This window comes from Limnospira fusiformis SAG 85.79, assembly GCF_012516315.1.
Classification (GTDB): Bacteria; Cyanobacteriota; Cyanobacteriia; order Cyanobacteriales; family Microcoleaceae; genus Limnospira; species Limnospira fusiformis.
This window is the reverse complement of record NZ_CP051185.1, coordinates 3,013,267-3,033,285: the sequence shown is the minus strand read 5'-3', so window position 1 is coordinate 3,033,285 and position 20,019 is coordinate 3,013,267. Positions and strand designations below refer to the sequence as shown.

At 43.7% G+C, this 20,019-nt stretch carries 16 protein-coding genes and 1 pseudogene; 12 read left to right on the top strand and 5 right to left on the bottom strand.

Features of this window, described 5'->3' with window-relative positions; translation table 11 throughout:
- Positions 1 to 159 precede the first annotated feature (159 nt).
- A complete protein-coding gene (locus HFV01_RS14240; RefSeq protein ID WP_006625858.1) occupies positions 160 to 768 on the top strand; it encodes a CPP1-like family protein in 609 nt (202 codons plus the stop codon).
- A 68-nt stretch (positions 769 to 836) separates the two neighbouring features.
- Complete coding sequence (locus HFV01_RS14235) at positions 837 to 1,382, top strand: hypothetical protein (RefSeq protein WP_006669675.1); 546 nt, start codon at positions 837 to 839, stop codon at positions 1,380 to 1,382.
- Here the strand turns inward: HFV01_RS14235 and HFV01_RS14230 are convergent.
- Positions 1,379 to 3,661, bottom strand: coding sequence for a pentapeptide repeat-containing protein (locus tag HFV01_RS14230; RefSeq protein ID WP_006669676.1), 2,283 nt, complete (start codon positions 3,659 to 3,661; stop codon positions 1,379 to 1,381). The two genes, HFV01_RS14235 and HFV01_RS14230, sit on opposite strands and share 4 nt — an antisense overlap.
- Positions 3,662 to 3,978: 317 nt before the next feature.
- Between HFV01_RS14230 and HFV01_RS14225 the strand changes: the two genes are divergently transcribed.
- From HFV01_RS14225 to HFV01_RS14210, 4 genes are all read left to right on the top strand, one after another.
- Entirely contained in the window at positions 3,979 to 4,557 is a 579-nt protein-coding gene (locus HFV01_RS14225; RefSeq protein ID WP_006669677.1) for a pentapeptide repeat-containing protein, read from the top strand.
- 149 nt (positions 4,558 to 4,706) lie between these two features.
- The gene (locus HFV01_RS14220; protein ID WP_006625854.1) at positions 4,707 to 5,072 is read left to right on the top strand and encodes a translation initiation factor; all 366 of its coding nucleotides are present in this window, start codon (positions 4,707 to 4,709) and stop codon (positions 5,070 to 5,072) included.
- Positions 5,069 to 5,683 carry a 7-carboxy-7-deazaguanine synthase QueE gene (locus HFV01_RS14215; RefSeq protein WP_006669678.1) on the top strand — a complete coding sequence of 205 codons (615 nt, stop codon included), beginning with the start codon at positions 5,069 to 5,071 and terminating at the stop codon, positions 5,681 to 5,683. Before HFV01_RS14220 ends, HFV01_RS14215 begins: the two co-directional genes overlap by 4 nt.
- A 94-nt stretch (positions 5,684 to 5,777) precedes the next feature.
- On the top strand, positions 5,778 to 5,990 hold the full coding sequence (locus tag HFV01_RS14210) for a hypothetical protein (RefSeq protein ID WP_006669679.1): 213 nt from the start codon (positions 5,778 to 5,780) through the stop codon (positions 5,988 to 5,990).
- 141 nt (positions 5,991 to 6,131) lie between these two features.
- On the opposite strand, the gene HFV01_RS30740 is transcribed toward HFV01_RS14210, so the two are convergent.
- Positions 6,132 to 6,254: a hypothetical protein gene (locus tag HFV01_RS30740; protein ID WP_006625852.1), complete on the bottom strand. Its 123-nt coding sequence runs from the start codon at positions 6,252 to 6,254 to the stop codon at positions 6,132 to 6,134.
- A 765-nt stretch (positions 6,255 to 7,019) separates the two neighbouring features.
- Here HFV01_RS30740 and HFV01_RS14205 point away from each other — a divergent pair.
- The 3 genes and pseudogenes from HFV01_RS14205 to sds all read left to right on the top strand — a co-directional run bounded on the left by HFV01_RS14205 (position 7,020) and on the right by sds (position 9,764).
- A pseudogene (locus HFV01_RS14205) lies at positions 7,020 to 7,628 on the top strand (IS607 family transposase).
- Positions 7,585 to 8,700 carry an RNA-guided endonuclease InsQ/TnpB family protein gene (locus tag HFV01_RS14200; protein ID WP_318286286.1) on the top strand — a complete coding sequence of 372 codons (1,116 nt, stop codon included), beginning with the start codon at positions 7,585 to 7,587 and terminating at the stop codon, positions 8,698 to 8,700. Before HFV01_RS14205 ends, HFV01_RS14200 begins: the two are co-directional and overlap by 44 nt.
- 92 nt (positions 8,701 to 8,792) lie before the next feature.
- On the top strand, positions 8,793 to 9,764 hold the full coding sequence (gene sds / locus HFV01_RS14195) for a solanesyl diphosphate synthase (RefSeq protein WP_006625848.1): 972 nt from the start codon (positions 8,793 to 8,795) through the stop codon (positions 9,762 to 9,764).
- A 92-nt stretch (positions 9,765 to 9,856) separates the two neighbouring features.
- Here the strand turns inward: sds and HFV01_RS14190 are convergent, their stop codons facing one another.
- Together HFV01_RS14190 and HFV01_RS14185 are read right to left on the bottom strand one after the other, a co-directional pair.
- Positions 9,857 to 11,299 (bottom strand): CHASE3 domain-containing protein, encoded by a 1,443-nt coding sequence (locus HFV01_RS14190; RefSeq protein ID WP_006625847.1) that lies wholly within the window; start codon positions 11,297 to 11,299, stop codon positions 9,857 to 9,859.
- A 263-nt stretch (positions 11,300 to 11,562) separates the two neighbouring features.
- Complete coding sequence (locus tag HFV01_RS14185; protein ID WP_006625846.1) at positions 11,563 to 12,051, bottom strand: hypothetical protein; 489 nt, start codon at positions 12,049 to 12,051, stop codon at positions 11,563 to 11,565.
- Positions 12,052 to 12,243: 192 nt separating this feature from the next.
- On the opposite strand from HFV01_RS14185, the gene hetZ reads away from it, so the two are divergent.
- The 3 genes from hetZ to HFV01_RS14170 all read left to right on the top strand — a co-directional run bounded on the left by hetZ (position 12,244) and on the right by HFV01_RS14170 (position 16,831).
- Positions 12,244 to 13,404 (top strand): heterocyst differentiation protein HetZ, encoded by a 1,161-nt coding sequence (gene hetZ, locus HFV01_RS14180; RefSeq protein WP_193521220.1) that lies wholly within the window; start codon positions 12,244 to 12,246, stop codon positions 13,402 to 13,404.
- Positions 13,397 to 14,416 (top strand): hypothetical protein, encoded by a 1,020-nt coding sequence (locus HFV01_RS14175; RefSeq protein WP_006669685.1) that lies wholly within the window; start codon positions 13,397 to 13,399, stop codon positions 14,414 to 14,416. Before hetZ ends, HFV01_RS14175 begins: the two co-directional genes overlap by 8 nt.
- Positions 14,417 to 14,491: 75 nt before the next feature.
- Positions 14,492 to 16,831: a transglutaminase TgpA family protein gene (locus tag HFV01_RS14170; RefSeq protein WP_006625843.1), complete on the top strand. Its 2,340-nt coding sequence runs from the start codon at positions 14,492 to 14,494 to the stop codon at positions 16,829 to 16,831.
- On the opposite strand, the gene HFV01_RS14165 is transcribed toward HFV01_RS14170, so the two are convergent.
- The gene (locus tag HFV01_RS14165; protein WP_193521219.1) at positions 16,832 to 19,957 is read right to left on the bottom strand and encodes a diguanylate cyclase; all 3,126 of its coding nucleotides are present in this window, start codon (positions 19,955 to 19,957) and stop codon (positions 16,832 to 16,834) included.
- Positions 19,958 to 20,019: the final 62 nt, after the last annotated feature.

Here is a 20,019-nt window from a genome sequence, read left to right as displayed (position 1 = left end):
GCGGGGATGGTCTGGGTCAGGACTAGAAGACCAGAAACTCCTTGAGGGTAGAGGTGAGTGCGATGAAACAGTAAGCCTAAATCGTCAGGTTTGGGAATCCCCGTCCGTTTGACGGCGGGTCCAATGTCAATTGATTAGACTCCAGTTAAATTAAATGCGATGAGCCAGCAAAGTCCTTATGAACACCTTGGGGTTACGATTGACGCATCCTTTGATGAAATTCAGGATGCCCGCGATCGCCTGAGAGAACAGCACACCGGTGAGCGCCAGGTGATAGAATCTATTGAGGCCGCTTATGATGCCATCCTTATGGATCGCCTCAGAATGCGCCAAGAGGGTAAAATCAAAGTACCTGAGCGGATTCGCTTTCCTGAACGCATCGCGGGGCCGCCTGCGAAGGAAGTTCAACCCCAGACCACTCCTAAAGCCTCCTGGTTGACTGGAATGTTCGATACGCCTTCTCGTGCGGAGTTGATGTGGCCGTCATTCATTTACCTGGGTTTGGGAGTTGTGAGCCTATATCCAGCTATTGAGATCTCCCTGCTACAACTTCCCCTCGCCTTGGGGGTGGCTACCTCTCTGTATTTTCTCAACCGCAAAGAGAACAAATTTGGTCGTTCGGTTCTGCTGACCGTGGGGGGATTAATTCTGGGATTAATCTTGGGAAGTTTACTTAGCCCCATGGCGGGAGCTACCCTATCAGTTGAACGGTTCATTACCTTAGTCACGCTGATAGTTTTGTGGTTAGTTAGTAGCTTTCTCCGGTAAAGGTGGATTAAGCAAGGTAAGCCTGGATATAGCCTGATTTTTCAGGGTTCACTGGACGTTAGATAATCATGGCTTTAAATCAGCAATATCCCTGGATAACCAGGGTATATTTTTTCGTGTTCTGTTTATTGACCATTACGGGATGGAGTGAAATAGGGCGATCGCAAACTTTACCCAATTGGGAATTTAATAAAACCGCCAAACCCTGCTTTCCTCAACGCGCTATCTTACCGCCACCACCCCTATCTCAAACAGAACTAAGTATTCCCAGCCTTTGGTTAGCTGAAAAACGCTACGGCGGCGAAACGCTCAATCAGTGGTTTATAGGAGAGGATTCTACCCCGATTCTACCAAATGTATATCTGGACAGGTTTATCACTTTAGTGGTTAACCGTTTCCAATGGAACCAGAAACGCTATCTCGAACAGTTTATATTTATCCATCATTTTGCCGAATTTACCCGCCACTATGGATATAATTTGCGGGTGTGTAACGATAATGGTAATTTAGTGGGATATTACATCTGTGATTTCCAGGTCTCTCCCATGAACTGCCAAATTCACCTAGAATCTAAAGGGTGGCGTATTCAGGATTTTCGAGTATTTACTGACTAATCCAACCGTGAACCTATCCACTTTCTGGTTTCGTCAGACAGTCCACAATTGTTCCCAAATTTGGCACCTGTTATATGGGCTTCAGTCAGATTACTACCAAATAAATTTGCACCCAATAAATTAGCATTGGAGAGGTCTGCTTGTGCGAGGTCAGCGTGACGAATAGCCGCCCGAAATAGATGGGTATGGCTAAGATTGCTACCAGCTAAATTAGCACGGGTTAAATCAGCATAGCTGAGATTAGCACCCATTAGATTAGCGTGGCTTAAAATACTATAGCGCAGTTGAGCATAAACCAACTTAGCACCAACTAAATGCGATCGCTCTAAACTAGCCTGATTAAGTTTAACATAGGAAAGATTAGCTTGCTCCAGCATCGCTCCCGTCAAATTAACCCTGTCTAGTTGCGCCCCCTGCAAATTGGCACCCTGGAGATTAGCCCCCGTTAAATCAGCTTCCGTCAGCGCCGCCTCTCGCAAGCAAGCCCCCCTTAAATCCACACCTCGCAAATTAGCCGATCGCAGTTGAGCGCCGCGTAAATTAACCCCCTGTAAATTAGCTTGACTTAAACAAGCACCATTGAGGTTAGCAAACTCCAAATTTGCCCCTTGTAAATCGGCATTTTCTAAATTAGTTGAGCATAACTTAGCCTCAGTCAAATCAACTGCTGTTAAATTAGCCCGATGAAGATTAGCCCCTGTTAAATCAGCACGATTTAAATTAGCCTGCTGCAAATCCGCCCGGGCTAAATTAGCATCTAGCAGACTCGCTTCTAGCAAATTACTCTGTTTTAAATTAACAATAAATAACTGAGTTCCATTAAGATTAGCCTGTTGGAGATTAGCACCCTCTAAATTTGCCAACCGTAGATCAAGCTCACTCAAATCCATTTGAATCATATTCACACCTCTAAAGTCTGCTCCCTTGAGATCCAGACTTTTTAAGTTAAGATTATTCAGATTAGCTTGACGCAAATCAAGTCCTTTACATTGAGAGAAAACCCGGTAAGCATCCAAGTTATCAGTCAGAGGTCCTGATACATCATCTTGATCCATCTTCACCAGGTGATATTGGACGTTTTCCGTAAAAATTGTCAATACCAGATTGAAAATTTCCAAAAACAATATAAACTGACGACATCGTTCTTCTTCATATTTTTGATAAAATTGAATCAGTTGAGCCACTTTTAACTCTAAGTGTACTTTAGACGAGTGGTCTAGTAAAATAACTTTTAGCATCAGAATAGCCAAGGTAAAAATACTACCATGATTAATCATAAATGTAAAAATAAAAGAGGGGTTCTCTCCATCCTCTATCGTCAAAAAGTCGATGAGACTATGACAGGTCCGAATTTTTAAATCGTCATTGATAATTCTGTAATCATGGAAATTATACAAATCTTTCAGTTGGGCGGAAATTTTGTCCCGCAAAATACGGGTAGTAGATTTTTCCCCGCTCTGAATCATTAAGTATTCAGGTAAGGCATTTTTAAAATCTCTATAAGTAACCTTATTAGTTTTTTTTAAAAACAATTCAGCTTGATGGGTATAGCTGTAAACGCGCTGGGTGGAAATGGTTTTTTTAAGTATATCTAAAACTTGATCTCCTAGCTGAGTAGGGTTTTTCATGTTGGTTTCATTTTGGAGTTGAGTTTTTGGTGATGAGTGAGCCAGATACATCGCCAGGTCAAATTTATACTGTTCTCGGAGTTGTTTAGATATATTTCGCGCTACCTCTTGCTGTTCCTGAGAGTTATTTGGGTCAATATATTGGTTAACTAATAAATAACTCTTATAACGACTACTCCAGCCCTGAGAATGCTGTAATACACAATGACGAATATCTTGAATATCAGCACTTTGCAGAAAATATTTAACCTGAGTTCTGAGTTTTCCTAATTCAGGATCGAGAATGTCATCTTCATCACTTTCGGTATTTTCTAGCTGTTCTAGCAGTAACTCAACGGCTTTATAATTGCGACTAATATACCAGTTATTGGCTAAAATATAACAACTTCTTTTCAGTATCGGATGAATGGCGGCTGTTGATGATGGCTGCTTCAGTTGAGTTCTCAAAGCATGATTAGCCTGTTCATCGCTACAGTTCAGATACCAAAATAATCCGATAAATTCTTCTAAGACTGTCTCGGAGTCATATTTTTTTACAATTTTAATAAAAAAATCAAAGATGATATCTGGTAAGTCTCTACTATCTTGAGCAGAATCCAGATTACCAGAGGAGTCTACCAGGTCAGTACCGGAATTATAAGTGTTGCTCATAAGATTGTATTTTCGGAATGACAAGAAACTAGAGCAAGTCTGTTGAATTACTTAGCCAGTTAGCGATCGCACTTTTTCAGCCGAGGGGATAATAGGGTATAATATAGTGCCAATTATATCCAAACCCACAATTAATGTCAATAATTCCTAAATTACATCATCCCTATTGTGCAGTCGCCGACTGTAATTTGAAAGGATATGCAGGATGTGGGGCTGACTGATACCCGTGGTTTTTTAAATTAAAATAAAGTTTTGCCCGATTGAACAAGAACTTAGGCACAATTGCAGTTAATCATATTGGAGATTAGGAAATTATCATGAATTCACAAGAACTGCTCAACCTTTATGCAGCAGGCGATCGCAATTTCCGGGATACAGACCTATTCCGGGCGGACCTGAGTAATGCTAACCTGAGTGGCGCGAACCTATTTCGGGCGAACCTATTTCGGGCGAACCTATTTCGAGCCAATTTGCTTGGTGTTAGCCTATTCAATGCTAACTTAATAGGAGCAAACCTGTATTGTGCCAACCTCAGCGGAGCCGACCTCAGCGGAGCCAACCTGACCCGGGCAGATCTAACAGGTGCCGATTTGAGTGGGGCCGATTTGAGTGGGGCCGATTTGAGCGGAGCCATTCTCACCCATGCTAACCTTAGTTATGCCGATTTGAGTCGAGCTAACCTCATGCGGGCTGAACTCGTAGATGCAGCACTGAGTCACGCCCAATTTCAGGGTACGAACCTCAAGGAAGCTAACCTAACCGGGGCATTGTTGCAAAACGTCAAATTTAAACAGGTTACCGGGTTAAATGCTGCTCGTATCCAGGAGTTAAAAGAACAGGGAGCCATTTTTGAGGAAGTTCCTAGTCCCACCCTCAACTCTAAAGTTACTGCCTGAGACAGCGCCCAGTCAAATTAATTGATGATTAACAACTATCAACTTGCCACTCTTGGCGGTTTTCCGCTATAGGTTAAATAGTTCCCCCTGCTGAGTCGGAAGATGGAAGTAGGGGTAACTTCCCGCTTTATGTCAATGAGTGATTAGTTATGGCCGCATCTAAGGGAAATTTTGATAGGAAATCGTCTCATAAGAATCGGATCGCTTACTCAGAGTTTGGCAATTCTTCTAATTCCGAAGCTATGGAACCAGGAGTGCCGGACTTACCCCCCCAGCAGCAAAACTTAAAAGTGCAGGCAACTCGTAAGGGACGGGGCGGTAAAACAGTCACGATTATTTCCGGCTTTCAAACCAATGACCAGACCCTGAGTAAGTTATTAAAACAATTGAAAAATCAGTGCGGCACTGGAGGAACCATGAAAGACCAAACTCTGGAAATTCAGGGTGATCATACTGATAAGTTGCTGCAAATACTTACTCAATTGGGATATAAAGCTAAAAAAAGCGGCGGATGATTACAATTCCAGTACATGAGACTTTTCAGCAAACCATCCAAGGGGAGGGTTATTGGGCGGGAACTCCTGTAGATTTTATTCGGTTGGCGGGGTGTCCGGTGGGTTGCCCTTGGTGTGACACCGGATATGCTGATGGCGGGAAAGGTTTACCCCGGAATATGCGTAGCTTTGATGAACTGTTGGCGGAGTTGGTGTCGCCCAGGGTGGTAATTTCTGGGGGTGAACCGTTTATATATCCTCAGTTACCTGATTTGGTGAGGGTATTAGAAGAAACTGGGAGGCAGGTTTCTATTGAGACATCGGGGGCGTTTTGGCAAGATGTTTCTGATCTATGCTGGATTACTCTGAGTCCCAAGGAACATATCAGCCCCCGTTATCCGGTGGTATCACAGATGTGGCGACGGGCTTCCGAAATTAAGTTGGTGATTGATGTGGGGGATGAGTTGGAGTTTTATCGATCCCGTTTGGCGGAAAATTCTACGATTCCGGTTTTTTTACAACCGCAGTGGACTGATATAGACCGCACTTTGCCTTTGGTATTGGCAAAATTAAAACAGTTTCCAGGTTATCGGCTTTCGGTTCAGCTTCATAAATATATTGGTGTGGAATAGATTGATTGATATTTCTTGGCAAACTGTAGTTTAGATAACAGGTTCTTGAGCGATTTTGATAAACAATAAATCAAGTGAGCTCCAGAGGTTTGTCATGCCGATCAAAAATTCTACTCCATCGACTTGTCGCAATTGCCTCCACTATAAATCTGAGGGGCGACGAGGCGGTGTTTGCCAGTTGTTTCACGGTTCTGTGCAAAGTGATTGGGCATCTTGTTCGCTGGCAAGTTCTCCCTTTATTTACTCTTGGGAAAAATTAGACACGGCTATTTCCGACCAGCGGTTAACTGTCAGTCAATCTGCATAGCGATCGCGATCGCCTATTGTCTATGTAACTAAGTAATTTTACCGAGTCTGTTTGTGTGAAGAATATTTCATCATAGAAAAGACCACTCCGCCAAATGGGAGTGGTTGTTTTCAGCGAATTAATGATCGGTGATCAATATAACTAAGAGCGAAAGCGAGAAAATCGCGCTGCTGTATGTTTAGCCACCATCAACAGCAAATAAATAGTCAACACATAACCGGTGGCGAGTAGGGGAATCATTAACGGTAATTCGTGGTAGTTCATAGGTGGTGCGGCTAGTCTGTGTGTGAGAGAGGAGCATATATGGGAGTTTAAGAGTAGCTACATATACATAGGGGCAGGTTTCCCACGCCAGGTTATAGCTGGGTGGCGATCGCTATCTAATCAGGGATACCACCAGGCACATCAACAAAAACTAACCAGAGATTTGCAACTCCAGAAAGTTTCCCTAATACCTATGCCAAGTTACCAGACTTCTACAGCAAGTCCGCCGCCTAAATATAAGCCTAGACCGTGCTGATTGGTCTTGAACCCACCAAGCCGCCACACCATAATCTGATGCCAGCTTAGGAACTTCTAAAATCGCCCCTAGCTATCCCCTCTTCTGTGGATAACCTGTGCAACAACAGCCAGTTAATATTTGGCTGCCACACCTGTTGCCCTTAATGTGTAGAATTTTCTTAAACTCTTAACAATTAACCTAACACAAAATTAACGAATTGTACCAATTATGAGAAAAAAATTTTCAGGGGCAATGGACAACGGATCATGGACAATAGGTGATGGGGGAGAGGGCAGAGATCATCTAGGGGTAGGCCCGTCTAGTAGCTAATTTGGCATAGTCCAAGATGAATCAACCCGCCCTGTAGGGGGTTCACGGTTAATTAGATTTGATGCAGGTGTGGTGAAGATCTCAAGTTGATGCTCTGGTGGGGTATAATCCCAGTTGAGAGCATGATTTAATCTCAAATTAGGTTAATATTTTAGGGCAATAGGGTCTAATAAGCGAGAAGAGTTGAGGATAAACCTATTGCCAGATATGTCAAACCCAAGGAAGCCGCCCAAATCCTTGGAGTCCATGAAAGAACACTCCGCAGATGGGACGACAATGGCTCAATCGAGACCATCAGAACCCCCGCTGGGCAACGACGATACAACGTTGAGTGATATACTGCTGCCAAATCAGGCAGTGACAAACGCAAAGTCGTTATCTATGCCAGAGTTAGTAGCCGCGCCCAGCAGTTCGACCTCAACCGACAGGTGGCCGCACTGTCCAACCTCTACCCCGAAGCAGAAGTCGTCTCAGAAATCGGAGGCGGGCTCAACTTCAAGGGAAAGAAAATGCTGGCCTTACTGGGACATCAATTGTCAGGAGATGTCGGCATGGTTGTCGTTGCCCACAAAGACTGATTGGCAATATGGGGATTTGACTTGTTTCGATGGCTCTATGAGCAAAACAGGTGCTCACTCATGGTTCTCAACCAGACAAGTCTCAGTCCAGAACGAGAAATGGTTGAGGACATCCTCGCCATCCTCCACTGCTTCAGTTCCCGATTATACGGAGTGCGTAAATACAAAACTCAGGTCAAAGAAGATCCGGATTTACCCCAGCCCAGAGCTAAATCAAGTCTGGCGTAAATGGCTGGCTGCTTGTCGGTATTGCTACAACCAAGCAATTGCATTATCTAGGAGTGGTAAACGACTAAGCAAGTTAAAGTTACGCAATAAAGTGATGCAGAGTGACTTACCCGAATGGGTCAAAGAAACACCCTGCCACATTCGGCAAAATGCCATCTTTGATGCCTATCAGGCTTTGACCGCCAGTCCTGATGCCAGGTTTAGAAGTTGTCGTGACAGCTCTCAAGGGATTAAGTTCAATAATACTAATTTCTCTTCAGGGAGTTGGTATCCAAGACTAACGAAAGGATTAACTTTCATGGTTTCCGAAGCTATCCCTAAAACTTGCGGGCAAGGGACTCAGTTGGTGTTTACCAAAGGTCGATGGTTGGCGATTTTCCCTGAACCAGTTGCCGTTACCACAACTGACGCTACTGGCGTGATTGCATTAGACCCGGGTGTCCGAACTTTCATAACTGGGTTTGATGGCTCTCGATTTCTGGAATTGGGCTCCGGGGATATAGGACGCATTACTAGGCTATGTCAACATTTGGATGATTTGATGAGCCGAATCGCCAAGGAACCCTGTCGTTCAAGAAGGCGACGGATGAGGCAAGCGGCTCAACGAATGAGAACTAAAATCCGGAATTTAGTGGATGAGGCCCACAAACAAATTGCTCACTACTTGACTCATAACTACAGTATAATTTTTCTGCCGACCTTCGAGACTTCCGATATGGTTGCCAAGGTGAAGCGTCTAATCAGGTCTAAGACTGCCCGAGCCATGCTGACATGGGCGCATTATCGATTCAAACTAACCCTGAGACATCAAGCCGAGATAACTGGAACCACAGTTGTAGATGTGACCGAAGAATACACCAGCAAAACCTGTACTCACTGTGGTCATGTGCATTCCCAGCTAGGTGGCTCAAAAGTGTTCCGATGTCCTGAGTGCGGGTTCACTCTACCCAGGGACTGGAACGGTGCTTTTGGAATCTTTCTAAAAGCTTTGCGGGATACCGCCTCTGTTACCTTAACGGGTAATAGTGCTATCGTCGCATTGTCAGGCAATAGCCGGATAAATGTCGCGTAAATGTATCAGTTTGGTGAGATGATAGCCTTAGCTTAAAATCGAACTATAATATGTAAAATTTTGTTAATCATCCAGCCTGAGTTGGCAAACCCATGACCTCTCGCACTCTTCTATTTTCGACCGTTGAAGCAGACCTAAAACTGCTAACCGATAACCTGAAACAACTGGTGGGCGCTCGTCACCCGATCCTGTATGCAGCAGCAGAGCATTTATTTAGCGTACAGGGAAAACGGGTGCGTCCGGCGATCGTGCTGCTAATATCTAGGGCAACCATGCCCGATCACGAAATCATACCTAAGCACCGCCGTCTGGCTGAAATCACAGAAATGATCCATACTGCTAGTTTGGTTCATGATGACGTGGTGGATGAATCAGAACTGCGGCGGGGTGTCCCGACAGTTCACAGTTTGTTTAATAACCGGGTGGCGGTTTTAGCCGGAGACTTCCTATTTGCCCAGTCCTCCTGGTATTTAGCCAACCTGGATAACTTAGAGGTAGTTAAACTTCTGTCACAGGTGATCATGGATCTGGCAGAGGGAGAAATTCAACAGGGACTAAATCGATTTGACACTAGCTTGTCCATTGAAGCCTATCTCGAAAAGAGTTACTACAAGACAGCATCTTTAATCGCCAATAGCTCTAAGGCGGCTGGTCTGTTAAGTGGAGTGTCAGCAGAACTAGCAGAAGATTTGTATAAATATGGTCGTAATATTGGCTTGGCGTTTCAAATTGTCGATGATATTTTAGACTTTACAGGTTCGACGGAATCTCTAGGTAAACCGGCTGCTTCGGATCTCAAAAGCGGAAACCTGACAGCCCCGACGCTGTTTGCTTTGGCAGAAAAGCCTTTTCTGGAAACTCTGATCGATCGCGAATTTGCTCAAGATGGGGACTTGGAACAGGCGATCGCCTTAATTCAAGAAAGTTCTGGGATTGAGAAATCCCGAGAACTCGCCATCCACCACGCCCAAGTCGCCGTAGAACATATCAAGCAGTTACCCCCTTCGGAGTCTCGTCAAGCTCTGGTGGAATTAGGGGACTATGTGGTGAGTAGAATATACTGATTTATTAGGTTCGGTGGGGGTGGCGACATCTCCCCCATCAGGGATTTGGTATCAATTTCCATGGTGAAAATTGCCAGTTGGGGAGACTTTGGTTATACCAAAACCCGGAGAGTATGGGCCGCCTGATTCAGGTTTTGAGTACCGACTTGGGTTTGTTGAATGCCACTAGCGGTTTCCACTGCTGCATGATTAATAGCATTGGTAGCTGTGACAATTTGCTGAATAGCGATCGCCTGTTGTTCAGAGATTTGAGCAATTTTTTGATTACTCGCGACCACATTTTTAATGCCATCAGCCACCTCTACAAATACATTAGCAGTATTTTCCGTCATTTTCATACCCACCTTAACGTTTTCTGTTCCCTTTTGTGCAGCTTCAATGGTAGATTTCAGGGAATTTTGAATCAGACCAACCAAATTATCAATCTCCCTAGCTGAGTTTCGGCTTTGGTCTGATAACTTACGAACCTCCAGCGCCACCAAACCAAATCCGCGACCGGCTTCTCCCGCACGCACAGCTTCAACAGAGGCATTCAGAGCCAATATATTTGTCTGATTAGCTAAACTAGATACCAAATTCGATATAGTGCTTATTTCCGCCGTATGCTGTCTCAAAACCTCAATTTGTTCTGAGATATTTTCGACATTATTAGTTAATTCAGCAATACTTGCCAAGTTTTGTTGGACTACTTGATTGCCATGTTCACTGATGTCTAAAACCTGTTGAGCCTTTCCTAAAGCGTGATCAGCATCCTCCGCTGATTGTTTAGCCCCTTCGCTAATTTGTTGAATAGCATTAGTAGTTTGATTAATGGAAACAGCTTGACTGCTGGCTAGTCTCTGCTGTTGTTCAGTAGCCACGGCAATTTCTGCTGAGGAGGTAGCCAGAACCTGTGTAACTTGTTGAATAGGATTCATAATCACACGAATCACAATAAAGCTAGTTATAGAGCCAATGGTGATTACCAGCAAAAAATTACCCCAATTAATGATTATTGCTAAATTTTCGAATACTTGATAACGCTCATTTCGGTCAATCAATAAATTTTGTTCCTCCTCAATCATCCTATTAATTTCACTGCGAATATTATCCATAAGTTGCTTACCAATTCCCGAATTAACCCAGGCTAAAAATTGTTCTGATTCTCCGGATCTAACTGAATTTATGGTTTGTTCAAGTAGCGCCAATTTTTGGTTAGTTAAGTTTTGAAGATTGGTTAATCTCTGGGTTTGTATGGAATTACCTTGCAGCAATTGAGATAAAGTGTCTAAATTACCCTCGATTTTTGTATTAGCTGAATAATAGGGTTCCAAAAAACCTTGGTCTTTGGTAATAATGAATCCCCTTTGAGAGCTTTCTGCATCGACCAAATTTTTGTAAATATCCTGCAAATTCAGCTTAACTTCGTAGGTATGAACTACCAACTTAAAGGATTGATCTAGAGTTCTTTGTTGCCACTCTTCCACTAAGGTACTGATGCCGACTAATAAAAAAATTGCACTAAATCCTAGATATATTACTTGATTAATTTTCATAATACAAAGCTGCCAGATTTTGGTGAGAAATAGTTGACCGTGTGAGCAGTTTTGATGAACGGAAATTGCTGCCTGACCCCACCCGAATCCTAGGTGGAAATAGCAGATGCAAGGGGCTGATTTAGGGAAAATTTTTGGGGGTTAATTAACAGTCACTATAATTATATAAAATACCTGTGATTTTGACAATTAAGAAACCATTAAGAAACGGAGTTTTGAGGGTCAAGGGAAGGAGAAAGTGGTACGGGGGTAAGGGGACTGATTTAAGCAATATCTGGAGGGATAGGGCGAGACTTAGAGCGACGCAGAGACTGATATTGTTGTAGGTAAACTTGGATAGTATCCTGTACATCTTGGCGTTTAACCTCAGTAGCAGCGTCAAGATGACCAGGCTGGTCAAAGAAAATAAAACTATCTAGTTGGGGGATAGCGATCGCCTGAAACAAAATGTGGGTAACGGGAACGGGGACAGCGACCACAGAAGTGGAAAGATCTATCCTAGAGTGAACGGAAGCATCATCTAAACTAGAAAAAGCATAAATAACTTGCTTTTGTAGATCGGGATTATCCACATTACCGAGAGTAGTTAATACCAAATTTTGGTCAAGACTGGTCAAAATAAAATACTGTAGGTGTGCTAATTGAGCGGCCAGTAATTTGAGACCGGGAGCGATCGCCTTAATAATGTCAGGAGTAGAACCATCCTGGGGGGCATTTTCAATCAAGGCTTGAATTTGTTGGTCGAAATCCATTGTTAAACTTGAGTAAGTGCTGATTTTCGCGCTACATGATAACCGAGAAAACCCCAATTGATCAGGTAGGCGACTAGAAAATTGCCGGTGTTGTGATCGTAACTAAACACAACCCGGTTGGGAAACCCTCCGGAAACTCAGAGGCTTTACTGGAAAGCATAGGTTAGGGTCATTGTTACTAAAATTATCATCATGGGGGAAATCTGCCAGAGCCATAAAATTTTTCAACGGTTGTCCGGTGAGCTAAAACAGGCCACCCAGGCATCTGAGCAGAACTGTCAGGATATCGCTTGGCGCTTAACAGAAGAAGCAATTCGGATCTGTACAGAAAGCCAGCGCATCCAAGCCTCGGGGGATGTGGAGACTTGGGCGATGACACTCGCACAGCATCGCTTACAACAATGTCTTCACTATTATAAACTCAGGTCAAAGCAGGCACCGTTGGAACTCCACAGCACTCTCAGTGCCATTATCTATCGATATATCACACCGCGCCAGGTTCAATCAAGTTATCACGCTAGATTGGAACTGATTAGGGACTTTTTACAGGGGTTTTATGTTGAATCACTAAATGCCTTCCGCAAGGAAAACCAAATTCCGGCCGATTATCGTCCCCAGACATTACTGGAACTAGCGGAATATCTAGCCTTTACGGAACGATATGGAAAACGGCGTATTCCTCTCGCCCGAGGTCGTAGTCAACAATTAATCATTCTACGATCGCAGACATTTTCTCAACAACAACCCAGAGAAGCGTTTGTGGATCTTGATCAAGCCGCAGAAGGTGGGATACAGGATTCTGATCAAACCTGGAACGACTCATCTGTACAAGAGGTGCGAGCCGCCATGGTGGCTGAGTCCAACGAACCAGAACTAGAATCCCTACGCCAAACGGTTGTGGAAGAGTTAATCGAATATCTTGAGGAAAACAATCAAAAAGACTGCGCCGATTATTTCACCTTGCGAATGCAAGATTTGCCAACTCGAGAGATAGAGGCGATTTTGGGGCTAACCCCTCGCCAACGGGATTATCTTCAACAGCGATTTAAATATCATTTGTTGCGATTTGCTTTGAGTCATCGTTGGGAATTGGTGCATCAGTGGTTAGAAGCGGATTTAGATCGCAATTTGGGTTTACTCCCCCACCAGTGGGAGGATTTCCAGAGTCAACTTAGCCAAGATCAAAAGGATTTGCTAAGGTTAAAGCAAAAGGGGCTATCTGATCATGCGATCGCCGAAAATCTAGGTTGCAAGGCGACTCAAGTACAAAAGCGGTGGTTTAAAGTTTTGGAATTAGCCTGGGATCTTAGAAATCGTTCAGTGTCCGGAGCTAGTGCATCTACTGATGAATAACGAAATAAATCCAGATCGTCAACTCTCCGAGTGCCAGTTTTTCGAGGGGTCTGAATCACAACCCCTTGAGACTGCTTCCTCTGCTGCTGGTGAACCTGCTACCTCAGCAGATCAATTAGCAAATAGTTCTAGGGTCGAAGAACCAGGGTGGTCAGAAGCCGATCTACTGGACTATGAAGAGATTGACGTTTTCTACCCCAACGACGAACCAATTAAACTGGGAGAGATACCAACCGTGAAAGACAGATTTGAAAGCCTGTTAAAAAACAGGTTAAGAATTGAGATCCAAGAAAAACCACCGCTATTCCCTTGGGAAACTGAACTCGGCGCTGATGCTATTTACCCAGACGTGATTAGCGATCCGACTGTTCCCAATCCTTCTTGGTGGAATGCTCAAAGGGAAAACCTGAAATGGTCTACTTTTCTACCAGAAACGGTTTTTGCTGATCTTCTGACTCCGTGTCAGAAGGTTTTGCATTCAACCCTACAACAAGGCGCGAAACTGGTGGAAGCGGTGGAAAGTTTTTTCCCACAAGCCTCTGATTTGCTTAATGAATGGGCAGGTAGGCTGGTTTTAGGGGAAGTTCGCGATCCTGAATTGAACAAGCTACAACTCCCCCCCTATGAGACGGCTAATCAACAACAGCAAATGGTTTTGTTGCTACTGGCGGCGCGAGAAATCCTCGATACGCTGACGATAACTTGTTTTTTGAATAAGTCGGTAGGGCTTCAGGAGTGGCAAACTAGCTTAGGGCTGTTAACAGTACAAGCCCAATATCAGACCCGCGATTATGGCAATTGCTTAATGATTTTGGCTAAATTACCTGCCGGTGGATGTCTGCAATTGAAGGGAAATCATGGCGAAATCACGGCTAGACGCACCGAGGCTGGATATGTGACCATGGAGCTGGTAGATCCAGAGCCTAATCATATCTATCGACTCAATGTGTTGTTTTATGACTGCGAACAAAATCCCCTCTGTTTTGCCATTTACCCTCGGATGATGAGTTAAATTTTGATAGGTGAAGCTGATTTTCAGAAATATGGGTTACAGTAATCTGAGAGTGACTAGCAGATTTTCAAATCCATGACAGCCGATATCCCTATCTTCAGTCAATTGTGGCGACGGATCGAAGCAATACCTCAACCTGAGCCAGAGGACTCACTTCTGCTCCGCATTTTCGTGCAGTTATTGGTGGTTGTGGGCATTATTGCTACTGATGTGGCGATCGAGGAGCCACTAAATCTATGGGCGATCCCTGTCAGTTTGGTGGGGGCGACCTGGAGTTGGTTTCGTCGTCGTCATCGTAATGTGCCAATTAAATTTTGTATTGCTATTGGTATGTTGGTAGCAATGGCGGTTTTTTTCAGTCGTCTAGTGCTGGAGTTGATCGATACCAGGATTGTTTTGGCACAACTGTTAATTAATTTGCAGGTTCTCCATAGCTTTGATCTGCCCCGACGCAAGGATCTGGGCTATTCGATGGTCATTGGCTTGATTTTAATGGGGGTGGCTGGTACTCTTAGCCAAACTTTGACTTTTGGGCCGGTGATTTTGGTGTTTTTGGCGCTCTCGTTGCCAACTTTAATCTTAGATTACCGTTCCCGGTTGGGATTGGAAAAGTTGAACCCCTCGGAGGCTAGTTCTCCTAAATTGAGGATTCCTTCTAACTTGAATTTCAAGTTTTTGGGGGTTAGCTTTCTGGCTATTGTGGCTTTGGGATTGGTGATTTTTGCCCTTCTCCCTCGGTTTCCTGGCTATCAACTGCGGAACTTTCCGATGAGTTCCCCTATTCAAATGCCACGAGGGGAATTTGATGGCAGACAAATTTTTAACCCTGGTTATACGGGGGATTCTGGAGATGGCACGGGGTCGGGAATTGGACAAAATCAGGAGTCGGGGGCGGGTGTTTTAGATGAGGTTCAATATTATGGTTTTAACACTCGGATTAATCAGAATCTTAGGGGAAATTTAAGGCCGCAGGTTGTGCTGAGGGTTCGATCGCAGGCGCGGGGATTTTTTCGGGTGATCGGCTTTGATAAGTACACGGGTCAGGGATGGGAAATTTCCCGTAATGACCAGGTAGAAACTGTCCAACGCACTTGGTGGTCCTATCTGTTTAATCTGTTTCCGCCACCGACACAGGCTAGAACTAGGGAGGTGATCCAAAGTTATACGGCGGTGATTCAATTACCTAATTTAATCCCGGCTTTAAAACAGGCTAAACAATTGTATTTCCCGACTGAGGAAATTGCGATCGACCGAGAGGGAACTTTGCGATCGCCTTTGATGTTGCGGGAGGGATTAACCTATACGGTGATTTCCAGAGTCCCCTATCGTAACCGCACCCAGTTGGGTCAAGCCTCCACTGACTACACACAAGCTATTCGTGATTACTATTTGCAGGTTCCTGATGAAATTCGGGACAGGGTGCGACAAAGAACCGAGGAGATTTTGGCGGCGCGGAATCAATCCAACCCTGAGCAACAAGCCTTAACATCTCCCTATGAAATAGCCCTTTATTTAGCTCAATACTTAAAACAAAGCCCCGTTTATAAACTACAAGAAGACCCGCCTTTTTTGAGACCTGATGAGGATTTGGTGGAGGCGTTTTTGTTTGGCTATAAAGATAGTCCAGAGGGAGAAATTATCAGAGGCGGTTATCCAGATCACTTTGCGACGGTGTTAACCATTATGTTGCGTTCTATTGGCATTCCGGCGCGACTAACGGCGGGTTTTGAACCGGGTGAGTTTAACCCATTTACGGGGTTATATGTGATTAAAAATACTGATGCTCATGCGATGACGGAGGTTTATTTTCCTGAATATGGTTGGTTTGCTTTTAATCCCATTCCGGGGATGGATTTAATCCCGCCTTCTATTGAGGAAAATCAGACTTTTAGTGCGCTGAGGGCTTTTTGGAATTGGGTGGCGGGATGGCTACCTTCTCCGGTAACAAATAGTTTACAGAGGATATTGGCGACTATTTTCGGGGCGTTGGATACGGTTGTCGGCTGGTTTATCGATCTGTTTACTAGGGGGTGGGTTGGCTTGTTTACGGCGACGATAACTTTATCTGGTGTCGGGTTCCTAAGTTGGTTGCTGTGGGATGGATGGAAAAATTGGCGCGAGAGGCGACGCTTGGCTAAATTACCCCCGGAAGAAAGACTATATCAAAAACTGTTGGCATTATTAGCCCAACGGGGTTATCCGAAACATCCCGCCCAAACTCCGGTGGAGTATGCAGAGGCGATCGCTAATCAATGTTCTGTTGATGAAGCTGAGGCGATATCAGAAGTTTGTCAAACTTATGTGCATTGGCGATATGGACGCAGAAACACTAATTTAACTCAACTGCAACAGTTAGTTAAAAACTTGGAAAAAGCCGGGATTAAGCGATTTCAGCAACGATACAGACGCAGATAGTTAGTGGCTATTGTGTTCTGGGTAATTCGCGATCACATATTGGTTTCTGCCATTGTTTTTGGCTTGGTAAAGGGCGCGATCGGCATCAAAAAGAAGTTGGGTTGGTGATTGTTTGTGGCTGGGAATTTTACTGGCAATTCCCATACTCACAGTCACCCGTTGGAAGTTAGCAGGAATTGCGCCGGGCTGCATATTTAACTTGAACACAGCTTCCTGTATTTGTTGGCTAATTTCTAGACCACCTTCTATGGGTGTGTTGGGTAATAAAATCACAAATTCTTCGCCACCATAACGGGCGACTAAATCCCTCGGTCGTTTCAGGGAATTTTTGATGGCATTAGCTACCCTTTGCAGGCATTTATCCCCGGCAATGTGTCCATAAGTGTCATTATAACACTTAAAATAATCAATATCACACATGATTATTGATAGGGGTTGTTTTTCCCGTTGCAGTTGTAACCATTCCTGCTGTAAAATATGATCAAAATGGCGGCGGTTAGCGATTCCGGTCAGAGAATCGAGATTGTAGACTTTCTCGAGTTCCTCATGGGCTATCTGAAGCTGATGATATAGTTCGCCTTGTTGAATGGCGATCGCTAACTGTTCTGTTAGTTGTTTCAGCATATCGATTTCTGCGGGTTTATAGTTGTTATCTTCTGAGGAAAAATAAGCGATAAGTAGTCCCCAAAGTTGCTCGGCTTCTAACCAAATGGGGAAGATTAAATGAGTCGGTCCTTGAAATTTTTGCCACCTTTCCACAGAAGCATTAATTTTTCCGGTGCGACAAGATTGGGCAATTTCCAAAATTATTTGGTCAATTTTGATAGTCATGACCGGATCTATTGCACAAAAAAGTAGGTCAGAGTCCCTAGATAGTTCCCTAGAATGAGCGATGATTTCATAACTCCAATTTAACTGGAATTTGCAAACTAAAACTATGTCATTTCCCAGAAATTTGGAGACTTCGACAACGGTGGTATTAAGGATATCCTGAACATGGAGCGATCGCCTGATTCTATTGGTGACTTTTGATAAGATATCCTGTCTCTCAGATTGTTGTTGAATGGCAAGTTCTGCCTGTTTTAATGAGGTTAAATCTCGGACAGTGACAATCACTTCATTTACTGTGCCATCAGGTTGCAAAATCGGGGAATAGGTGGCTCCGATAAACCTGGGTTCTCCCGGAAAACTTAACCAGGCTTCATAGCGGACTATTTCTCCGGCTAGACATCTATCAAATAGAGGCTTAACTATTTCATTAAAAATCTGTTTACCTAATACATTTTCTATGATATTGCCAATAATAAAATCCTCGGATTTTCCGGTTAAATTGGCGTAGGTTTGATTAACAATTTGGTAAATATAATCCCGATTAATTAAGGCGATCGCTTCCGCAGTCGTGGCGACAATACCCTGGAAACGCCGCAGATTTTCTTCATATTTTTTGCGTGCAGTAATATCAAAAACAATGCCATGCCAAATATTACCTTCTGGGGTTGATTGGGGTTGAGCATTACATTCTACCCACTTAACTTTTCCCGAATTAGTAATAACCCGACCTTGCCAATACCAGGGTAAAAATTCCTGCAAAGATTGTTGCATTGATTCACGCAAAGACGGTAAATCATCTGGGTGGATTAAGTTAATCAGAGAATTGATGTCTGCCAGAATAGTATTAGCTTCTAATTCAAAGATATCAAAGCAGTGATGACTCACAAATTGAAAAAAAGGCAGGTTTTGGGAGTTTTGCGGACAGTAACTATAGACCATTCCCGGCATATTAGTTACCAATGCTTCAAACTTGGCTTGACTAAGTTTTAGGGAGGTTTCGGCTTGTTTACGGTCAGTTACATCTCTGGAAATACAAAGGATAGATGTAAGATTTTTGCCTTGGTTAATTTCTGGGACGATCGCCATTTCAAAATAGCGCCAACCATTAACTGTCTCAGCTTCAAATTCAATAATCTGTTTTTCACCAGTTGTTAATAACCGATTCGCCGCCGCCTCCCAATTCTCAGCCATGGCTGCCGAAAATGGCAAATCCCGGCAAGTTTTGCCAATCCAAGTCTGTAGAGGAATTTCGGTTAATTGGCTTAAAATGGGACTGACATAAATATGTTTAAAACTGGTATCAAAGCGTTGAATAATATCCGGGGAATTTTCGATGAGGGTTTGATATTGTCTTTGGGAGTCTAGGAGGATGGCTTCTATTTGCTGTCTGTGGATGATTTCATTTTGCAGTTGCTGGTTAATTTTTTGGGTTTTGCCAGCATAACGCCAAGCATATTGACCTAAATAGACGGTGAGTGCCATAGTCCCAACTATGATTAAACCTGCTGATAAAACCAGGGTAGGAAGGGGAGATTTTTCCTCTTCAATCCAAGCAGGTTGCGGAGAAATTTGGACTGTCCAATCGGCTCCATAGGCGCGGACAATTGAGGTTTTTTGAAAGGGAGATTCTGAGAAATCACCATTGCTATAAACTAAATCCCCACGGTCATATATTTGAATCGTATACAAGGGAGATAGGGGCAAAATCCCATCAAAGAAAGATGTAAATTCAAAGACTCCCACAATAAACCCATCATGGCGCTCATTCACAAACAAAGGAATAATTACTAGAAATCCCTCGCCACCCTGAACTAATGAAATATGTTTACTCAGGATAATCTGATTGAGGTCTCTGGCTACTTGTAAACTAATTCGGCGACGGGGTTCTTGTGTCCAATCCATATCCTGGACTTGTTCGTTTCCCTCTAAAGGAACTATCCAACGGACGATAAAAGATGGATCTACCCAGAGTATGGCTTGATAGCCATGAGTATCATCTAAATAGTTGCTGACATCAGCTTCCCAAAATTCTCGGGAAGTGCCATTACTGAGTTCCCAACGCTTGGCGATACGATTTAGGGATACAATGTGGCTGGATAACTCTCGATTGAGGATAGACTGGATACTGTTGGCTTGTTGTTGCACCAGTTGTGCAAAATGCCGTTGCTCTCGGATGTAGAGTTTGTGCCAAATCAGCAGCACGGCGAGAGTGGCGATCGCACCAATGAATAAAGCTAACCAGCAGTATTTAAATCGCCTCTTAATGGACTGTAACCATCGATGTAAATGTGACAAGACCGCTGACCCCCATATAATAAGAGTCTATATTTGGTATATTATAGCCCTTGGGGTTCCCG